This is a genomic window from Helicobacter suis HS1, from assembly GCF_026000295.1.
In the GTDB taxonomy this organism is placed as follows: domain Bacteria; phylum Campylobacterota; class Campylobacteria; order Campylobacterales; family Helicobacteraceae; genus Helicobacter; species Helicobacter suis.
Map to the genome: position 1 here is coordinate 551,566 of NZ_AP026769.1, position 19,360 is coordinate 570,925.

Consider the following 19,360-nt stretch of genomic DNA (forward strand, 5'->3'; position numbering starts at 1 on the left):
AAATCTTACTTGCCAAAGAAAAAAGCAATCTCTCTTTGGGCATTTTCAACACTATCGCTTCCATGCACCACATTAGCATCAATATTTTCGGCAAAATCAGCCCTAATTGTGCCGGGCTTAGCAGCCCTTGGATCAGTTGCACCCATTAATTCGCGGTTTTTCTCTACAGCATTAGGCCCTTCTAACACCATGACCACCACCTCGCCACTGGTCATAAAAGCGATTAAATCATTAAAAAAAGGCCTCTCTTGGTGGATTGCATAAAAATCTTCAGCCTGTTCTTTACTCAGGCGTAGGCGTTTGATTTTTACCACCTCCAAGCCCGCCTCTTCAAAACGGGTAATGATTTTCCCAATGATACGCTTCTTCACGCCATCGGGCTTAATAATTGAAAGAGTGTCCACACGCGTCCTTGCTTAAGAATTCTAAAATTGCGTATTCTAGCAAACTAAGTGAATTTTTTAGCTTAAAACCTTTAACCAAGATATGCAAAACTATAGTACAATGCTTGCCATGAATAGCATAGACCCTAATCTTACCCGTGCCCGTGCGCTTTATTACCGCTTGTGGCATTATATGGTGATTTTTATAGAAACAGAAGAAAGCTTTGAGGAATTAAAAGCTCTTGTAGATTATTTAAAAAACTTCCCCTTTGATACGCAAACACAACAGGCGTGGCAAGACTGGCATGCTTTTTTAGAAAGAGGTTTTGAAGCTTTTTTAGCCGAACAAAATGCTGTGTTATTTGCCCCCGATTCTTCTTTTGTGCCTATGAGTGCGTCTTATTATTTAGAGGGTCAGGATAATGGTAAAAAGCGCCTTGAGGCTATCGCCATTTTAAAGCAATCCGGTTTGCACTTAGAAAGCCACACCCTCCCTTATGCGGTCAGTGAAGACGATCTAGGCTTTTTAACTTTGATGATGAATGCCTTTTTGCAACAAATCCTAGAAGGGCAAGATTTATGGGAGTTACACGCGCAGCTTTTTAAGGATTTTTTCCATCTCTTTGGCGATGCCTTCATAGAGGCTATTGCCAGCCATAAAAAAAGTATTTGTTATCAAAATTGCGCTATAATACTAAGCGCATTCATCAAACATGAGAGGTTGTTTTTTAACCTTATTTCACATTAGGAGTTGGCCATGCAAGAGAAAAGACGCCAAGCCTTAAAAACTCTAGGGGCCTTAGGAGCAGGCGTTTTAGCAGGAGAAAGTTTAAAGGCCACGATGCCACAGCGCGTACTTTTTAATACCGAGCCAGATAGCAATGGGGTCGTGGTGGGTAAGAGTGTTAAAAGAGAAATTCTCTACCATAAAACCCCCGCTTGGGATATTTTCTATAAAGCTGTGTGGTGATTTCTCAAGAAAGGATAAATATGGGAAATTTGAGCCGTCGTTCGTTTTTGAAAATGGGCGCTATTGGGGCTGGTGCTGGGGCGAGCCTAGCTTTTGCTAACACAAAGACAACTAAACAAGAGCCAGTTATTGATCCTAATGAGGGAGTCAAACGGGTTAAAACCATTTGTAGCATTTGTTCGGCTGGTTGTGGGATCATTGCAGAGGTCAAAGACGGGGTGTGGATTCGCCAAGATGTGGCCCAAGATCACCCCATTAGCGCAGGAAGCCACTGCTGTAAGGGCGTGGATCAAATAGACTTAGTTAAATCTAAAATGCGCCTTAAATACCCGCTTAAAAGAGAGGGGGGGCAGTGGAAACGCATCAGCTATGAACAAGCCATTGATGAGGTAAGCGCTAAGATGATTGCTATGCGCGCTAAATACGGGCCAGATAGCATGATGTTTTTAGGCAGTGCGAAAATGAATTCGCAGCAAGCCTACTACTGGCGCAAATTTGCAGCCTTTTATGGCACGAACAATATTGACCATGTAGCTAGGATTTGACACAGCACCACAGTCGCCGGTGTGGCGAATACATGGGGGTATGGTGCGATGACAAATCACTTTGGAGACATTGTCGGGCATTCTAAAGCTATTTTGATGATTGGCCTTAATACGGCGGTGAGTAACCCCATTGGCTTTAAGCACTTTTTACAGGCAAAGGATCGCAATAACGCTAAACTTATCGTAATTGATCCGGTTTTTACAAAAAGTGCGGCTAAGGCAGATATTTATGTGCGTATCCGCTCAGGCACTGATATTGCCTTTGTTTATGGCATGTTGCATTTGATCTTTAAGCATGGCTGGGAGGATAAAGAAGTCATCAAAAACCAAACTTATGGGATTGATGCGATTAAACAAGAGGCCTTGAAATACACACCAGAAGTGGTGGAGGATATTACGGGTGTACCTAGAGATTTGCTTATCCAGACTACCCGCGTATTTGCGCAGGCTAAGCCAGCTACTCTAGCTTGGGCTCTAGGTATCACCCAGCACACTGTTGGCAGTTCTAATACCCGTATTTTGTCTATCTTGCAGCTTGTTTTGGGTAATATGGGCAAAAAAGGCGGTGGCTGTAATATTGTGCGCGGGCATGACAATGTACAGGGCTCTACGGATATGTGTTGTGTAGCAGATAATCTACCCGGCTATTATGGTTTGAGTGAGGAAAGCTGGAAATATTATGCCAAATGCTGGGGTGTGGATTTTTCGTATTTACAAAAACGCTTCCATGCGCCTGAGTGGATGCATAAAAAGGGTTATAGTTTGTCTTTGTGGTATGAGGGCGTGCTACAAGAGAGTAAAACCCACTCTAACGCCCCAATTAAGGGCTTGTGGGTGCAAGGCAACGGGGTTTCCTCTCTAGCGCACAATACAAAAATGGCTAAGGCTATTGAAAAGCTTGATTTAATGGTCATTGCTGAACCTTTCTTAAACGAAGCGGCCATTTTAACCGAGCGCCCTGATGGGGTTTATGTTTTGCCAGTGGCTACCCAGTTTGAATGTGAGGGCATCGTGGTAGCCACCAACAGAGGCGCGCAGTGGCGTAGCCAAGTGGTTAAGCCTATCTATGAAACCAAGCAAGATCACGAATTAATGTTTGAAATGGCTAAAAAATTTGGTTTCTATGATGAGTACACCAAAGCCCTTTTATGCGATTTTGATAAAGACGGCAAGCTTGTACAAGTGCGTAAAAGCTTTAGCTGGCCTGAAGATGCCACAAGAGAGCTTGCGCGCACGGTTAAGGTGATTGGATTAGGGGGCTGGACACCAGAGCGCTTAAAAGCCCAACAAGAAAACTGGCACATGTTTGATTATGAAACTTTAGAGGGCTATGGCCCTATGAAAGGGCAATATTATGGCTTGCCATGGCCAGCATGGACGCCACAACACCCCGGTACGCCTATTTTGTATGACACCAGTGTACCCACCAAAGAGGGGGGCATGGGCTTTAGGGCGCGCTTTGGCGAGGAGCGCAATGGGCAAAGTTTGCTTGCGGATAAAAGTGTAACGGTTAAGGGATCGGCTATACAGGGAGGCTATCCAGAGATCACCAAAGCCAATATTGAAAAGGTACTTGGCATTAAGCTCACCCCGCATGAAAGAGAAATTATGGGGGATAACTGGAAAGTGGATACTAGCGGACTTATCCAGAAAAAATGCGATGAAAAGGGCGTGTGTGTCTATGGCAATGCTAGAGCGCGGGCAATTGTGTGGAGTTTTATTGATCAAATTCCTTTGCACAGAGAGCCTTTGCACTCCCCACGCCCTGATCTGGTGAAAAAATACCCCGCTATCAAGGATCAAATCAATAACTTTAGGGTAGATGTGCGCTATGCAAGCGAGCAAAGCCGGCAGGATTGGGCTAAGGAATTTCCAATTGTAATAGCCTCTATGCGTCTTGTGAATTTAAGCGGAGCAGGAATGTTAGAGAGAACAAGCAAGTATCTTTCTCATATCACTCCGGAAATGTTTTGCCATATCCACCCCGATCTAGCGCTTAGCCACGGGATTAAAGATGGGGAGATGATGTGGGTGCATTCACCGGAGGGCACAAAAATTAAGGTTAAGGCTATTTTTAGCCACGCGGTTACTCCCGATCGCATTTGCATGCCCTATAGTTTTGCAGGAATCTTACAAGGAGTGGATTTGAGTCATCGCTACCCAGAGAACACTAAACCCTACACCACAGGTGAGAGTTCTAACACGATCACTAACTATGGCTTTGATCCAGTAACCCAAATTCCTGAATTTAATGCCGGCCTCTGCCGCATTGAGAAGGCTTAAAGGAGAGTACATGACTAATTTAGCACCTGCCAAGCAAATCCCCAATGCTAACCGTATGAAATTTTATTGCGATGATAACCGCTGTATTAGTTGCTTTGCTTGTTCGGTGGCCTGTTCGCACTCCAACGAATTAGCAGTAGGGCTTAATAGGCGCAAGGTTGTTACGCTTTATGAGGGGGTAGAGGGCAAGGAAAAATCCATCTCCATTGCCTGCCAACACTGCACAGACGCGCCCTGTGCGCAGGTGTGCCCGGTGGATTGTTTTTATATCCGTGAGGATGGCATTGTACTACACAATAAAGAAACCTGTATTGGCTGTGGGTATTGTTTATATGCTTGCCCTTTTGGCGCGCCTCAATTTCCCAGAGACGGGGCTTTTGGTGTGCGTGGGGTGATGGATAAATGCACAATGTGTGCCGGAGGTCCAGCGCCTACGCATTCTAAAAAAGAAATGGAACTTTATGGAGTCAATCGCATTGCTGGCGGCCAAGTACCCATGTGTGCGGCAACTTGTGCGACCAATGCGTTATTAGTAGGGGATGCGCTTAGCATTGCAAACATCTACAGAAAACGCATCATGGCAAAATATGCCAATGCACAGGATTTTAAAACCAAAGCACAGCACCAATTAGAGGGCGCAGAACAGCCCTAAGGAGGGATTTATGAGAAAGTTTATACTCCTTTTTATCACCTCTTTGCAAGCACAAGATCTGCCCCTAGATCAGGAGCGTGTTTTAGGGATTTTACCTTATGGGCAGATGCAGACAAGTAAGCTAGGGCAACTCTGGACTCTCTGGCAGGCGCATTATTTTTTAGGGCTATTTTTAGCGGTAGTGGTGGGGGTTGCTTTCGGGTTTTTGTTGCATTATTTAATCATCGGGCCTAAGATTTTTGCGCACGGGGGTAAAAAAATTCCCTTCTTCACGCGCTTTAACCGCATTATCCACTGGATTGCTGGAGTTTCTTTTACTTTACTCGTACCTACAGGTTTGATCATGATCTTTGGGGTGTATTTTGGGGGCGGAGCATTTGTACGGTTCTGTCGCATCGTGCACAGTGTGGGCTGTATGATCTTTATGGTGGCTGTGTTGCCCATGCTTTTTATGTGGTTTAAGGACATGCTCTTTAGGCTGGCAGATATTAAATGGATGCTCATTGTAGGGGGTTATTTGTCTAAAGAGAAAAAGCCCGTGCCTGCTTATAAATTCAACGCGGGGCAAAAAATATGGTTTTGGATCGCGACTTTAGGCGGGTTTGTGATGATAGTTAGCGGGGCGGTTTTGTACTTTAATACAGATGATTTAGGAAAAGTTGCTGACTTTTTTGGGCTTTATCAAATTTCGCTTTTACGGCTCAGTGCGCTTGTTCATAATTTTCTTGGCTTGGCTATGGTGGGCTTTTTCATCGTGCATTTATACATGTCCTTGTTTGCTATTAAAGGTTCGCTAAACTCCATGCTTGATGGCAACAAAGAAGAAGAAGAGGTCAGAATTTTGCACAGCTTGTATCATAAGGGGGTGTAGGTACAAATTTACATTTTAGGGGGAATGTAGTAGAATAGGCCCTTTTTATAAAGGGATTGTCAATGTATATTTTTCGTGTTTTGCATGAATGCTGGCGAAGGGTTGTGGATACCTTGTGGCATGGTTATTTGAAGCCCGGCATCGAGGAAAAACTTTTTTGTAGCCTGCATGCTCTACTTTTGTTTTATCGTCGCTATAAACCACAAGAAATCCGTCCTAAAACCCTACTTCTTATACGGGTTGATAGACTGGGTGATTATTGTCTTATGAGAAATTTTTTAAAGCCTTTGAGGGAGGGCTATCCAGACTAAGAAATCACTTTTTTATGCCATGCAAATTTCCCAGAATTAGTAGAAGCTTGCGATCGCGCATATGTGGATAAATTGATCTCTGCAAATTTTCTAAAGTACTCTTTGCTACGCCACCCTCTTTATACTCTTAAGGTGTTGTATATGTTGGCACAACAGAGTTATGAAATTGTGATCTCACCTATATATGGCCGCACTCAAGAAAGAGACGATCAAATTGTGTGCTGGATTAATGCCTCCACCAAGATCGGATCACTTGGATCAAGAATTTCAACGGATTGGTATCAAAATACTTCTATACACAGGCTCGATAGGGTTTATACGACTTTTCTAGAGGCTAGACTAGAAAGGCTCTTTGAATTCGATCGTAATAGAGAGTTCTTTAGCCAGCTTCTTAAAAAGCCCCTTACAGATATTAAATACCACCTTGATCTCCCCACTTACCCCAAAATTCCTCTCTCTCTCTCTCTCTCTCTTGTGAACCTTATGGGGTGTTTTTTCTAGGGGCTTTTGAGCCTCAAAGAAAATGGTCTTTTAAATCTTGGGTAGAACTTGCCTTAAAAATCTCACCAGATTTTCAAATTGTACTTTGTGGTTCAAAGGAAGAGATAGATGAGGCACAAGAGATCATGTTAGGTTTCCCTAAGGCTATTAATCTTGTAGGAAAAACCGCCTTTATAGAACTTTTACATGTCCTCTCTAAAGCCTCTTTTATTGTTTCTGTAGAAACAGCAATACCTCACTATGCTGTAGCTTTAGGCTTAGGTCCAATTTTTATAATCCCTAACGCCAATGCTCTCGTCCAGTTTGTCCCCTATCCAGAATATATACAAGCTAATTACCATGTGATCTACCATCCTAAAATGGAAGCCTTATTAGCAACATAGACTAGATCTAAGAATCTACTGCCCTGGATTTTCTGAGAAAGTAGCTGAAAAAATGAAAGCTGTGGATGGGAGGTTGGTTAGGTAGGGTGGTGGCTCTTAAAGCTAGTACTTCTATCCATTATAAACTACACCACAAATAAGTTTTTTAAAAGATAGAGTAAAAAGAGCTAGTTATAACGGATGTAATAAAATATATAAGTTTTTTATAGATGATCTGTATCCAACAAAAACAAGATTTTTATAAATCAAGGAGTTTTAAATCCTTTTATAACCCACTTTTTACACAAAAATAACACTCTCTCCTACCACCGCCCTTCACTCTGCGCCTTAGCCTCGTTTAATTTTTAGGATTTGCTAGGTGTTGTTTTGTTATTTACGCTCACAAGGCTAACCGCGCTAGAATTAAAAAAGTCTTTTAGGAAAAATTTCATGAGCTTACTTTTTGGATTAGCATGCGTTTAAACTTTGACTTGCCTCCAATATAGGGCATATACTGCGTTAGTTTTGCAATTTTAAACCCACACTCTAACACACCATTTAAAATAGGATTGGTTGACACTGCAAAGGGTAAATCGTAGTCGTTAGGGATATAGCTATTATCCACGAGTAAAGTCCCGCTATCATCAAATCTTTTATACACATCAGGAATCTCCTCAAGGGGGACAAACTTTAGTCTAGCAATATTGGATCTATTTTTAATGGAAAAATTAGTAAAAAATGCCCTGCTGCGCGCACTAACTGGCGTTTAGGGTTTAAATACCAATACACGCTATTAAAACCCGGCCTTACCTTATTTTGTGCAAAATAGGGAATGCAAGCGGTGCTGATGGGGAGTGTAACATTGGATAAAATGATAAATTTCTTTTTACTCTTAATGAGAATCTGCCAATATTCTATGGCGCGCGAAAAGGGCGGATTGGTGCACACAATGTCGGCTTCCTGCTCTAAAATCCTTAAAGACTCCTTTTCTTCAAAGCCCCCCGTGTAGCCCGGTGGGGTGCGCTTCATCTCGTGCGCCCCCTCTTTGGTGAAGATATAGCCCCGCGCCCCCGCATTGAATAAATCCTGTTGGCTGCCATAATGCGTACAAATGAGTTTTTTAAGTTTGAGTCTAAAGAAATGCTTTAAAAAATACAGCGCAAACGCGCTAGAGTCGGTGTAATCTCTATTCTCCCCGATCGCATCATCGCAGTTACAAAACACGACTTTATCCTGCCATATTTTTAGAGGGTATTTAGACAATTCTTTTTCTACATCCTCGTATCTAGTATAAAACTCATCGTTTTTGACACGCATGGCCTTGTTTAAAATGTCAGCTCTTGCAAGTCTCCGTTCTTGCAGACTGGGCGTGGTGAGGGGCTTTAGGGCGCGTTGTTGTCTAGGCAATTTGATGCTCACTTGGGCGACAAAATCAGGATGTGCTTTAATAAAACTTAAATAATTTTCAAAGAGTGCGGGGTTATAAAAATAGATTTCTCGCGTTTGCACTTCTCTTAAATGGGCAAAGGCGTTTTTAAGGTCCTGCTCGATTTGGCGCATATTAGCCACTTCACAAGTGAAAAGATAGCTATAAGTGTTCTCTTGTGATTGCCCCGTAACGCTGTTGTATTCTTTAAGCCGCCTTTTTAGGTCATGGGTGATGCCAATTTTACACTTGCTAGGCTCTAGACTGGATTGGACAATGTAGAGGTATTGTTTGGGCATGGGGTTTTCCTAAAAGTTTGCAAAGGGGTATTTTAACACAGGGGGAGTCATTTTTTAAACTTAAGAAACCCCAAGCCCCCACATTAGGGGCGTAACTCTATCTAACTACCACTCCTTGCCCTTATGCTCTTTAAGCCTTAGCCTCGTTTTGCTTTTGAGATTTATACTGGTATTGTGCTTGTGCCATGTGGCTTTGTGCGGCTTCTTTGTCCCCTCTAGCCTCTACTTCCTTGCTTTGGGCGTAGTGGTAGTCGCCTTGTTTTTTATTGTTTTCTGCCCTTTGTCTAAACATGTCCTCTTGGTTTTTGTAGTAAGCCATTAGTTCTCCTTTCTTGCGCTAGACTAAAGTTTAATATCCCATTCATAAAAACCGCCTTCTCATCTGAGAGTTTGTAGCGTTTATAGATGGCTTCTTTGACATCTTTTAAGAGATAACTAGCATCATCTTTTTCGCCCAATAGGCAATGGCACACAAACTTGTGGCAATTACACTCTTCAGAGTTTGGAACCTTGGCATACTTAAATTTCTTGCCCACATATTCTTGAACTTTCAACTTCTTTTAGACCCAATGATGGCACATATTCCTCATCTTTTGCATTTGCTTCTCCTATTTTTTGGTGTTTGGTAAAAACATAAATCTCTGTAGCAAAGGGCAATCCATCCACAAAACCTTTTGGACTTGATTAAACCACTTCGCCCGTGCTGAGTAATTCGACAATTCGATTGTTGCCTACATAAATGTCTGAAGTTCGGCAACATTCCCTAACAAATCACAACAAAGCACGCTACCAATTTCAGGTCCTTTAACAGTGCCCTGTGTGCGCTTCCAACCCTTGTAACCAAAATATTCCAAAAAACCACCTAGCAACCATGGTCACACCATTTTCTCCTTTTTGTTTCTAAAGTTCTACCTCTAACATCTGCTCCACAATCTCTATATGCCGACGCATGCTCTCTTTAAAATCGAAGAGTTTAACCCTTTCTAAGCCTTTTTGGATGCATTCTTGACGCAAAGCTTCATCAGTTAGGGCACTCTCTAGGGATTTAGCAATGTCTGTAGTGTTATAGGGGTTGCAATAAAAACCCGCATCGCCTAAAATCTCGGGCATGCAAAACACATCGCTTGCCAGCACCACACAAGAGGCGTGCATGGCTTCCACCATGGGTAAGCCAAACCCCTCTGCTAAACTCCCCCACCAGAGCAGGTGGGCATGGGCATAAAGGGTTTGCAGCAAGGCATCGGACACATAGCCTAGATTGACAATGAAGTCTTGTTTAAAATACTGCTCATCCTCTGTATCCAAATTATTGGGCGCGCCCGTGAGCACAATTTTAAAGCGGTTTTGTAACTCTTGAGGCAAGAGTTTGAAGGCATCGATGAGTCCGCGCACATTGCGCCGTTTCGCATTGGCTCCCACCACTAAAATAAATTCCCCCAAATTGGAGGGTATGGCTTCTGAGTGGGTGTCTCTATATTCTCTTAGTCCGTGATATATAGGATGCACCGCCTCTTGAGAAAAGCCAAATGTCTTTAAAATCTCTTTTTTAACATATTGGCTAAAGCAAATCACCTCTGTATAAGCCGCCATCTTAGGCAAGACTAGGCGTTCCCAAGTATCCTTAAATTTTTTGTCGACATACCACGCTTGTTCATCGCATAAGGGCAAATCGTGGATGCAACCCAAGGTTTTTTGAGCATTGAGCGTAACCCCCAAATAGGAGGGTTCGATATATAAATCAAATTTTTCTGCATCGATCATGTTTTTCTTTCTCAATGTTTTGGCCTTTCACCCTATCCACAGCTCATCCCAGCCCGTTTCTATGGGCACGGGTTCAGTCCTCCATAAGCTATTACACTTACTTCAACTTGGCCATGGATAGATCACTTGGCTTCGGGTCTGCAGCATCTGACTAAAACGCCCTATTCAGACTCGCTTTCGCTACGGCTCGTTTTCACTTAACCTTGCCAGGACATCCGTCTCGCAGGAGTGTTATGCAAAAGGCAGGGCAAAAGTGAGGGCATACACCCCCAAACCCGTTAATTTTCCACGAATAACAGAGACATTAATAACAATCTTCTTCATCGGTTCTTTTCACCTTTCCCTCACGTACTTGTGCGCTATCGGTCAAAGAGGAGTATTTAGGGTTGGAGAGTGGTCTCCCCAGCTTCAGCCCGGATTTCTCGTGTCCTGACCTACTCTGGATTCTACTATCTTTGAAAAAACTTTTCGCATACAAGGCTATCACTTTCTATGGCATCTTTTCCAAGCACTTCTGCTAAATTTTTTCTTAGAATCTTGTAGTCCTCAACCCCGCATGCAAGCACGCGGTTTGCCCTTTTCCCCTTTCGCTCGCCACTACTTAGGAATCTCACTTGATTTCTTTTCCTCTTTCCCACCCTTGCAAAGGGCAGTATCATCGGCGTTAGAGAGCTTGACTTCCAGGTTCGGGATGGGACTGGGTATTTCCTCTCTACTAGGGACACGGGAGAAAAAGCGTAGCTTTTTCTGTAGTGAAGTTTTCTTAGCACAGTTTTTTTAGTAAACTTCCCCTTAGCACAGCTTTCTTTTAAGCTTTTGTAAACTCTCTTAAGCTTTTTATAAAATAGCAAGCTTTAACTTTCTCTGCAACCTTGCCACACAGAAAAGCTTAAATTGCTTAAAACTTTTAAGCCTTCTTTAACTTAAGCAACTTATTTAGGCAAGTCTCTTAAAAGAACTCTTAAACTCTCTTAGCACCTTTAGCCCTTAAGACCTTCTAAGTTTTCACATTCAGTAAAACCTAGATTATGCTTAAATTGTGCTTGAAAGCTACAGAAAAGCTAAAAAGTTTAAAGCTTAAAAAGCCACACTTAAATAGCCATGTAAAGTCTCTACAAAGTCTTACACTCAATAAGGCGGTGTAACCTAGCATGCAAACAAGCCAAACGCTCTATTAGTAGTGGTTAGCTGAGTGCATTGCTGCACTTACACACCCACCCTATCAAACATGTAGTCTTCATGCGAGCTTCAGGGAAAGCTTATCTTGGAGTTGGCTTCGAGCTTAGATGCTTTCAGCTCTTATCACAACCATGCGTAGCTACCCAGCGGTGCTCTTGGCAGAACAACTGGTGCACCAGTGGCATGTCCATCTCGGTCCTCTCGTACTAAAGACAGCTCTCCTCAGCTTTCCTACGCCCACAGCAGATAGGGACCGAACTGTCTCACGACGTTCTGAACCCAGCTCGCGTACCGCTTTAAATGGCGAACAGCCATACCCTTGGGACCTGCTCCAGCCCCAGGATGCGATGAGCCGACATCGAGGTGCCAAACCTCCCCGTCGATGTGAGCTCTTGGGGGAGATCAGCCTGTTATCCCCGGGGTACCTTTTATCCTTTGAGCGATGGCTCTTCCACACGAAACCACCGGATCACTATGACCGACTTTCGTCTCTGCTTGAGTTGTCTCTCTTGCAGTTAAGCTAGCTTATGCCATTACACGCAACTGGCGATTTCCAACCGCCATGAGCTAACCTTTGTAAGCCTCCGTTACTCTTTAGGAGGCGACCGCCCCAGTCAAACTACCCACCAAACATTGTCCTGCTAGAGGATAACTCTAGCCAGTTAGCTAACAAAAACGCCAAGGGTGGTATCTCAAGGATGGCTCCACAGACACCAAAGTATCTGCTTCAAAGCCTCCCACCTATCCTGCGCATGGCATTCCCATTAGCAGTGCTAAGCTATAGTAAAGGTCCACGGGGTCTTTCCGTCTTGCTGCGGGTAGGAGGAATTTTCACCTCCACTACAATTTCACTGGACCTCTCTTTGAGACAGCTCCCATCTCGTTACGCCATTCATGCAGGTCGGTATTTAACCGACAAGGAATTTCGCTACCTTAGGACCGTTATAGTTACGGCCGCCGTTTACTCGGGCTTCGATCAAGAGCTTTGCATCACTGCTAACCCCATCAATTAACCTTCGAGCACCGGGCAGGCGTCACACCTTATACTTCCTCTTACGAGTTAGCAAAGTGCTGTGTTTTTGGTAAACAGTCGGGAGGGACTCTTTGCTGAGACCTACTTGCGTAGGCACACCTTATCGCGAACTTACGGTGTCAGTTTGCAGAGTTCCTTAAAGAGAGTTCATCCACGCGCCTTAGAATACTCATCTCATCTACCTGTGTCGGTTTGCGGTACGGACAATTAGAGCTAAACTTAGAGACTTTTCTTGGCACAAAGTATCAGTGATTCTCCCTTTGATCCGAAGATCTCCAGGAGCCTATTTAGGTTTTGAATACAGGAGCGGATTTGCCTCTCTCCTAATCTATGACCCTTAGACCAGCACTTCCATCCGCTGGCTCACCTAACTTCATGCGTCCTCCCATCGCACACCCTAATTGGTATAGGAATATTAACCTATTTGCCATCGCCTACCCTTTTCAGACTTGGCTTAGGACCCGACTAACCCTACGATGACGAACATCGCGTAGGAAACCTTAGATTTACGGCGGATGCGATTCTTACGCATCTTATCGCTACTCATTCCTGCATGCTCACTTCTGTGCGCTCCAACACTCCTTACCGGTATGCCTTCAACGCTGCACAGAACGCTCTTCTACCACTGCACAAAAGTGCAATCTACAACTTCGGTGTCTATCTTAGCCCCGTTATATTTTCAGCGCATGATCACTAGACCAGTGAGCTGTTACGCTTTCTTTAAAGGATGGCTGCTTCTAAGCCAACCTCCTGGTTGTTTGAGTAACCACACATCTTTTTCCACTCAGAATAGAACTTGGGGACCTTAGTTGGTAGTCTGGGTTGTTTCCCTCTTGACGATTGATTTTATCACCCACCGCCTGACTCCCAAGCTAGAACAAGAGGTATTTGCAGTTTGACAGGGTTTGGTACTGCGGCGAGCAGCCCTAGTCCAATCAGAGCTCTACCCCCTCTTGCTACCACTTGAGGCTATACCTAAATATATTTCGAAGAGAACCAGCTATCACCAAGTTTGTTTGGCCTTTCACCCCTATCCACAGCTCATCCCAGCCCGTTTCAATGGGCACGGGTTCAGTCCTCCATAAGCTATTACACTTACTTCAACTTGGCCATGGATAGATCACTTGGCTTCGGGTCTGCAGCATCTGACTAAAACGCCCTATTCAGACTCGCTTTCGCTACGGCTCGTTTTCACTTAACCTTGCCAGACACCACAACTCGCAGGATCATTATGCAAAAGGCAGTCCATCACCCTGATAAATCATAGGGCTCTGAATGATTGTAAGTAGATGGTTTCAGGTTCTATTTCACTCCGTTACCCACGGTTCTTTTCACCTTTCCCTCACGGTACTTGTGCGCTATCGGTCAAAGAGGAGTATTTAGGGTTGGAGAGTGGTCTCCCCAGCTTCAGCCCGGATTTCTCGTGTCCTGACCTACTCTGGATTCTACTATCTTTGAAAAAACTTTTCGCATACAAGGCTATCACTTTCTATGGCATGCTTTTCCAAGCACTTCTGCTAAATTTTTTCTTAGAATCTTGTAGTCCTCAACCCCGCATGCAAGCACGCGGTTTGCCCTTTTCCCCTTTCGCTCGCCACTACTTAGGGAATCTCACTTGATTTCTTTTCCTCTAGCTACTAAGATGTTTCACTTCGCTAGGTTCGCCCTCTATTAAATAGAGTAGCTTATGTTGCCATAAGCTGGGTTGCCCCATTCGGAGATCTACGAATCAAAGCTCCTTGACAGCTCCTCGTAGCTTATCGCAGTCTAGTGCGTCCTTCATCGCCTCTCTTTGCCAAGGCATCCACCATCCACTCTTTCTATTTTGCTTGCCACTTTAACATATCCGCTAAAGTGTTGCATCAGCTCACCGCCTTATTGAGTGTAATTCTTTTGGCTTTGTAGTTTACCCTTTACATAGGCTATTAACAATAAAAAACCAAATAACACTAAGAAAACTAAAAACCAATCTTTAAAGGAAAAAGAGAAAAGCGATCAAAACCTCAATCTTTGCAACTTAACACAATCTATAAGGCTTATTCTCGTTAAAACTTAACCCTAAAACCCTTTAAAATGCTAGCTTTCTTAGAAGCAAAAGCTGATTTTATCGTTGATAAACTTAAGGCATGCTGAAATGTTTAGGAAGGTTTGTTGGGTATAAAGCTTTTTGGATATTATTAGGGTTAAAGCATTTGTGGTAGCTAGGGTGAGTGGCTCGCTATTGTGGCTTACTATTTTGATCTTTAAGATTTTTAGTGTTGGCTACTATAATAGGGTTATTAAGTTTAAGAATTACCTTGAGAATTACCTTGTTGGGGATTATCTTGGTTTAACAGATTATCCAGTGTGTCTAAATCATGGCCTATCTCTTTGAGTTCACTTGCAATCTGTGCAAGCTGTTCCTCTACATGGCTTAAATCATCTTTGATTTCTTCAAATTCCTCAAAGAGTTCATCAATGTTTTGGGTGTTATTTTCTGCTTTCATGGAGCATCCTTGTGAAGTGGTGGAAAATATAAAGCCCATCATGAGGACCAGGGCTAGCCTCAGGGTGGTGCTGGATAGAAAGAATAGGGGCGTCATTATAACGCACCCCCTCTATCGTACCGTCAAATAAATTTTGGTGGGTGAGGGTGGCTATTTTTAAGAGCTGATCGGGCACACAATAATTATGGTTTTGGGCGCTAATTTCAATGTGCTTTGTACTCAGATTAAGCACGGGGTGATTGCTCCCATGGTGGCCAAATTTGAGTTTATAGGTGTTATAGCCATGGGCGATACTAAGTAGCTGGTGTCCTAGACAAATACCTAAAATAGGGATTTTAGTCTCAATTAGATCGCTAATTTCATGGATAGCATTTTTTAAAAAAAGCGGATCGCCCGGACCATTAGAAATTAAAATCCCGACAATTTCCCCTCTTTTATAAGCCTCTATTAGCATGCTTGCCTTGCTCTCTGGGGCAAAACATAAAGGTTTTAAACCTACCTGTACAAGACAATTTAAAATATTGCGTTTCACCCCAAAATCTAGCACAGCCACACAGCGCGGATTATCTTTCTCTTGATACTCTAGGGTTGTAAAATCAAAATACCCTTGCGTGTGGGGTTTTGTGGAAAAAAAGGGGGGGATAAGATGTTGAGTAGGATTTGAAGCCTGTAAAAGTTTTTGTAGTTCTGATTTATTTAGATTATCTGTAGAGATAATAGCCCGCATCGCTCCCTCATCTCTAAGCATTCCTACCAATGCGCGGGTATTAAGTCCACACAGCCCCAAAATCCCCTGTTTTTGTAAAAACGCCCCCAAACTTTGCCTAGCTCTAAAATTAGAATAACAACTAGGATAATTTCGTACCAGAATGCCCGCACAAAAACTATGAGAAGATTCCATGTCCATTTCATTAATCCCCACAACCCCCACCTCAGGGGCACTAAACACCACAAACTGCCCACAATAACTTGGATCGCTAATGATTTCCTCATACCCGCTCATGGCCGTGTTAAACACCACCTCGCCCACCACAAGCCCACAAGCCCCAAAACTTTGTGCTTCTAAAAATAACCCGTTTTCAAATAAAAGAGTGGCTATAGAAAACCCTTTTTGCGTAATTCTTCCTCATACATGCGATCAAAGACTAGTTCGTATTCATCGCTACCCACAGGAAGTTTTCGTTTGTAATTTTTAATTTTCTCACTCACCTCTAATTCTACGCTCTCATAGAGTTTAGCGTAGGTGTCTATGGATTTAAAAATCACATTACGGATTAAGTTTTCTGAAACAGAAAACATGAGCAAATCTTCTTCTAAAATTTTTTCTAAAATTTTATGTGAAAGCAGATTGCAACGATCTTCCCAGCCCAATACAAAATCCTCTTTAAGCGCTAATTGTTTTTTAATCATCCAGAAAAGTTGCCGCTCGTCCATGCGCATGAATTCTATTTCATCTAGGTTTTCCTCTAATAAATCCCGCGCTCTATGATCAATGGCAACTTCTTGATCCACATTTTCTTGTACAACGGAAAGTGTAATTTGGGTGAGGGATTCTAAAGTGCCTTTGAGTTCTAAAAGGGTGGATTGGACTAGATCCTGGGCGATTTTATTGACGATGTAGCGGATGTGGTTTGGTTTTAATCTCATCTTTTGCTCCATCTATAATCTTTAAATTGGGCGCTATTTTAACATAATCTAGCAGAAAAATTATTTCCAAAAAGTTGCAGAATTGGCGATTAACTTTGGCATGTTAAAATCTGCAGATTTTTTTTTACCCACTGCGTGCTAAAGCCCGCTAGCTTAGCTAAAGCGATTAAGGCGTAGCTATAAGGTTTTGTTATAATCACCAGAGTAAGGGCTCAACTCTAAAGAGTAGAGGCCGCTAGATCGCCGCTACCAAGCCCTGATGATCCTCTCAATCCTCTAGCTTGACGCGCGGGGAGTATGTCAAAGGAGTTAAATGCAGGTGCGTACCTTTTATTTTCTCTTTTCTCTGGCCATTATCGCTATTGTGGCCTTTCCTGTGGGTATTGCAAATTTGATCTTGGGCTTTATCTACCATGATTCTCCTTGTATTTTATGCTGGGCTGAGCGCCAAAGCATGGTTTATATTGCCCTCTCTGGCCTGTTCATCTTGCGCTATGGGCTCAAACCTAAATACATCGCTCTTATGCTACTTATCATTGTAGGGGGGCTATACCAAAGTTTTTATCATCTAGGCAACCACGCGCTTGAAGATGTAGGGCAAGGGTTTGCGCTCACTATTTTTAGACTACACACCCAATTTTGGGCTGAATTAGTGTTTTGGTTGGCTGCGCTTGTTTTGGGTTCTTTATTATTCTTTGCGCCTAATTTTAATACCCAAGATCACCCCCGCCAACTCACCCGCTCTAATCGCTGGGCTTTTGCTATTTTTAGTGCGCTGGTTGCCTCTAATATGCTCCAAGCTTTTATTTCTACCGGACCTTTCCCCTATCTAGGGCATGGCAATCCTATTCGCTTTTCTTGGAAATTTGCTGAAAATATTTGGAGTACACAAAGTTGGAATTACATGGGTTTTCCTAGAATTTTTAGCAAACGCATAGTGGATAAACCCATTTTAGCTAACCAAGAATACCCTTTTGATCACAACTACCACCATGCCCCTATTGTGATTACCAAAGAATTAAGCCTTTTAGAGCAAAGAATTAGCAAATTATCTTTAAATTCTCCGATTAGCGATCTTAACTTTCTAGCCACTTCTGAAAAAAAACAACAACCCAAACAACCTCCCAGTACAGCAATAGATTTACTAGGCAGTTTTGGCATGGAAAAACCTATTTCAGAAGGGTGCGCTCCCGCGCTTAAACCCCCGCCCTATCATTTTTCTCCAAATGTGTTTGCAGGTAATAATGCCTTGTTTAAAAATGCCTTTTTAATCACTACCCAAAATGAAGGGTTATATATCGTAGATACAACACTACAAAAAGTCTTGGTACATCTAATTTTAGACAGGCATTATTCTGTAACGGTGGGAAGTCTTGTAGGAGCAAATATGGTAGGTAGCACGATTCGCTTAATGGGCGCTAATAAAAGTAGTGTAGATGTGCATTACAATCCAAAGGCCCACAATAACTTTCAAAATTTTCTAGTAGGGGCGCATCATTTTGATGAGATTGGCCGTAGCCGTTTGCGCACTAGCCGCGCCTCTACTCATTATATTTTAAGCGCTAGAAGTGATGGTATCCACACTTACATGCTCACAGTTCCTAATAAATACTATAAAAAGCTAATCTTAGTTAGCATGCTTGATCAAGATTTGGGTTTGAGTTCTGAAAGTGTTGTGCAAACCTCTAAACGCACACCTCTTAAAAACAAGCGTACTCTAGGGGAATTTTACATCACAGGGCTTTCTTTTTACCAAGGACGACTCTTTGCACTAAGCAAGGCCTATAACGCCCTATTGGTGATTAACCCTTATGATGCCACGATTATAGATGCTTATGGATTACCCAGTTTAATTAAAAACGCTAGCGCCCTAGCCTTCATGGATAACCAGCTCATCATCACCGGCTACTCCAAACACCATGATATTTTTTATACTTTAGATATTTCTAATCTCTCTTTTGATCTGCCTCCTGCAGAAAAACCCACCCTTAAAGCACCCACTTTACAAACGCATGGTTGCTAAGCTTTTCAAAAAGTGCGTAGCGCTCTGCATCGCTACTCACCACTAAGGAGAGTTTCATGCTGGTGTACTTGCCCTGAGCGCTGGTGTTTTTGGTATAAACTTGGTATTTAAGATTTTCTAAGAGATGGGGTAATTCCTCTAAAAGAGCCTTTGGCTTGTCTGTGATAAGGCTATATTCCCACAAACAAGGGTAGGTAATAGTTGCTTTATGCGTAGAATCCATGCAATATCTCTAAAAAAGAATCAGGAATACTAGCCGGCCTTTTAGTGGATAAATCAACAAAGCCTAGTTTAATTTGCATGCTAAAAAGCAACACGGGTTTGTTTTCTAGCCTTAAAACTTCTTGTTGTAAACTTAAGCTTACTTTTTTAAGCACGATGGGTTTTGTGATCACTTCTAAAAAATCCCCTAAAAGTGCTGGGGCTATAAAGTCTGCTTGCAAGCTTTTAATCACAAACCCATACCGATCCTTTTGTGGGGTGGTGTTAGCTTGAAAAAAAACCTCACTTCTGGCTCTCTCGCAGTACTTAAGATAATTAGCATGGTAGACAAAACCCGTGCTATCTGTATCCTCGTAATAAACTCTTAATTGCATGCGCTCCCCTATTTAAGGTTGGATCAGGCCAT

Annotated in this window: 18 protein-coding genes, 1 rRNA gene, 1 pseudogene and 2 other annotated features; of the genes and pseudogenes, 8 read left to right on the forward strand and 12 right to left on the reverse strand. The window is 42.8% G+C overall.

Features of this window, described 5'->3' with window-relative positions; genetic code table 11:
- Positions 1-5 precede the first annotated feature (5 nt).
- Positions 6-404 carry a nucleoside-diphosphate kinase gene (ndk, locus tag OO773_RS03080; protein ID WP_006564647.1) on the reverse strand — a complete coding sequence of 133 codons (399 nt, stop codon included), beginning with the start codon at positions 402-404 and terminating at the stop codon, positions 6-8.
- 82 nt (positions 405-486) lie between these two features.
- Between ndk and OO773_RS03085 the strand changes: the two genes are divergently transcribed.
- The 7 genes from OO773_RS03085 (at position 487) to OO773_RS03115 (ending at position 6,899) form a co-directional block, all read left to right on the forward strand.
- Positions 487-1,131 carry a TorD/DmsD family molecular chaperone gene (locus OO773_RS03085; RefSeq protein ID WP_006564646.1) on the forward strand — a complete coding sequence of 215 codons (645 nt, stop codon included), beginning with the start codon at positions 487-489 and terminating at the stop codon, positions 1,129-1,131.
- A gap of 9 nt (positions 1,132-1,140) precedes the next feature.
- Entirely contained in the window at positions 1,141-1,353 is a 213-nt protein-coding gene (locus OO773_RS03090; protein WP_034375378.1) for a hypothetical protein, read from the forward strand.
- 53 nt (positions 1,354-1,406) lie between these two features.
- Positions 1,407-4,181, forward strand: coding sequence for a formate dehydrogenase subunit alpha (locus OO773_RS03095; protein WP_231102790.1), 2,775 nt, complete (start codon positions 1,407-1,409; stop codon positions 4,179-4,181).
- A 10-nt stretch (positions 4,182-4,191) separates the two neighbouring features.
- Positions 4,192-4,833 carry a formate dehydrogenase FDH3 subunit beta gene (gene fdh3B, locus OO773_RS03100; protein ID WP_034375373.1) on the forward strand — a complete coding sequence of 214 codons (642 nt, stop codon included), beginning with the start codon at positions 4,192-4,194 and terminating at the stop codon, positions 4,831-4,833.
- 10 nt (positions 4,834-4,843) lie between these two features.
- The gene (locus OO773_RS03105; protein WP_040499238.1) at positions 4,844-5,704 is read left to right on the forward strand and encodes a formate dehydrogenase subunit gamma; all 861 of its coding nucleotides are present in this window, start codon (positions 4,844-4,846) and stop codon (positions 5,702-5,704) included.
- A gap of 452 nt (positions 5,705-6,156) precedes the next feature.
- Positions 6,157-6,516: a hypothetical protein gene (locus tag OO773_RS03110; RefSeq protein WP_073115485.1), complete on the forward strand. Its 360-nt coding sequence runs from the start codon at positions 6,157-6,159 to the stop codon at positions 6,514-6,516.
- On the forward strand, positions 6,504-6,899 hold the full coding sequence (locus OO773_RS03115; RefSeq protein WP_040499115.1) for a glycosyltransferase family 9 protein: 396 nt from the start codon (positions 6,504-6,506) through the stop codon (positions 6,897-6,899). Before OO773_RS03110 ends, OO773_RS03115 begins: the two co-directional genes overlap by 13 nt.
- Before the next feature lie 427 nt (positions 6,900-7,326).
- Here OO773_RS03115 and OO773_RS03125 read toward each other — a convergent pair.
- From OO773_RS03125 to OO773_RS03165, 9 genes and pseudogenes are all read right to left on the reverse strand, one after another.
- Positions 7,327-8,603 (reverse strand): annotated as a pseudogene (locus OO773_RS03125) (adenine-specific methyltransferase EcoRI family protein).
- Between the two features lie 130 nt (positions 8,604-8,733).
- Positions 8,734-8,922: a hypothetical protein gene (locus OO773_RS03130; RefSeq protein WP_034376447.1), complete on the reverse strand. Its 189-nt coding sequence runs from the start codon at positions 8,920-8,922 to the stop codon at positions 8,734-8,736.
- Positions 8,923-9,122: 200 nt separating this feature from the next.
- Positions 9,123-9,269 (reverse strand): hypothetical protein, encoded by a 147-nt coding sequence (locus OO773_RS03135; protein WP_176486178.1) that lies wholly within the window; start codon positions 9,267-9,269, stop codon positions 9,123-9,125.
- Positions 9,270-9,503: 234 nt separating this feature from the next.
- Positions 9,504-10,364, reverse strand: a complete 861-nt coding sequence (locus OO773_RS03140; RefSeq protein WP_264828678.1) for a glycosyltransferase family 4 protein — start codon at positions 10,362-10,364, stop codon at positions 9,504-9,506.
- Positions 10,350-10,635: a sequence feature (23S ribosomal RNA rRNA prediction is too short), on the reverse strand. Its footprint overlaps the gene before it by 15 nt.
- Positions 10,636-10,671: 36 nt before the next feature.
- Positions 10,672-11,093 (reverse strand) — a sequence feature (most likely nonfunctional fraction of RNA operon).
- Positions 10,814-11,215, reverse strand: coding sequence for a hypothetical protein (locus OO773_RS03145; protein ID WP_264828679.1), 402 nt, complete (start codon positions 11,213-11,215; stop codon positions 10,814-10,816). (Overlaps the previous feature by 280 nt.)
- A 302-nt stretch (positions 11,216-11,517) precedes the next feature.
- Positions 11,518-14,407 (reverse strand): 23S ribosomal RNA (locus tag OO773_RS03150).
- A 454-nt stretch (positions 14,408-14,861) separates the two neighbouring features.
- A complete protein-coding gene (locus tag OO773_RS03155) occupies positions 14,862-15,062 on the reverse strand; it encodes a hypothetical protein (RefSeq protein ID WP_034375776.1) in 201 nt (66 codons plus the stop codon).
- The gene (gene carA, locus OO773_RS03160; RefSeq protein ID WP_073117526.1) at positions 15,046-16,161 is read right to left on the reverse strand and encodes a glutamine-hydrolyzing carbamoyl-phosphate synthase small subunit; all 1,116 of its coding nucleotides are present in this window, start codon (positions 16,159-16,161) and stop codon (positions 15,046-15,048) included. Before carA ends, OO773_RS03155 begins: the two co-directional genes overlap by 17 nt.
- A complete protein-coding gene (locus tag OO773_RS03165) occupies positions 16,158-16,709 on the reverse strand; it encodes a DUF507 family protein (RefSeq protein WP_006564047.1) in 552 nt (183 codons plus the stop codon). The genes carA and OO773_RS03165 overlap by 4 nt, the downstream gene beginning before the upstream one ends.
- Before the next feature lie 313 nt (positions 16,710-17,022).
- On the opposite strand from OO773_RS03165, the gene OO773_RS03170 reads away from it, so the two are divergent.
- Positions 17,023-18,732: a disulfide bond formation protein B gene (locus tag OO773_RS03170; protein WP_006565293.1), complete on the forward strand. Its 1,710-nt coding sequence runs from the start codon at positions 17,023-17,025 to the stop codon at positions 18,730-18,732.
- Here the strand turns inward: OO773_RS03170 and OO773_RS03175 are convergent.
- Entirely contained in the window at positions 18,698-18,955 is a 258-nt protein-coding gene (locus OO773_RS03175; RefSeq protein WP_034376752.1) for an HP0495 family protein, read from the reverse strand. The genes OO773_RS03170 and OO773_RS03175 overlap by 35 nt on opposite strands.
- Positions 18,939-19,328 carry a YbgC/FadM family acyl-CoA thioesterase gene (locus tag OO773_RS03180; protein ID WP_034376750.1) on the reverse strand — a complete coding sequence of 130 codons (390 nt, stop codon included), beginning with the start codon at positions 19,326-19,328 and terminating at the stop codon, positions 18,939-18,941. Before OO773_RS03180 ends, OO773_RS03175 begins: the two co-directional genes overlap by 17 nt.
- Positions 19,329-19,360: the final 32 nt, after the last annotated feature.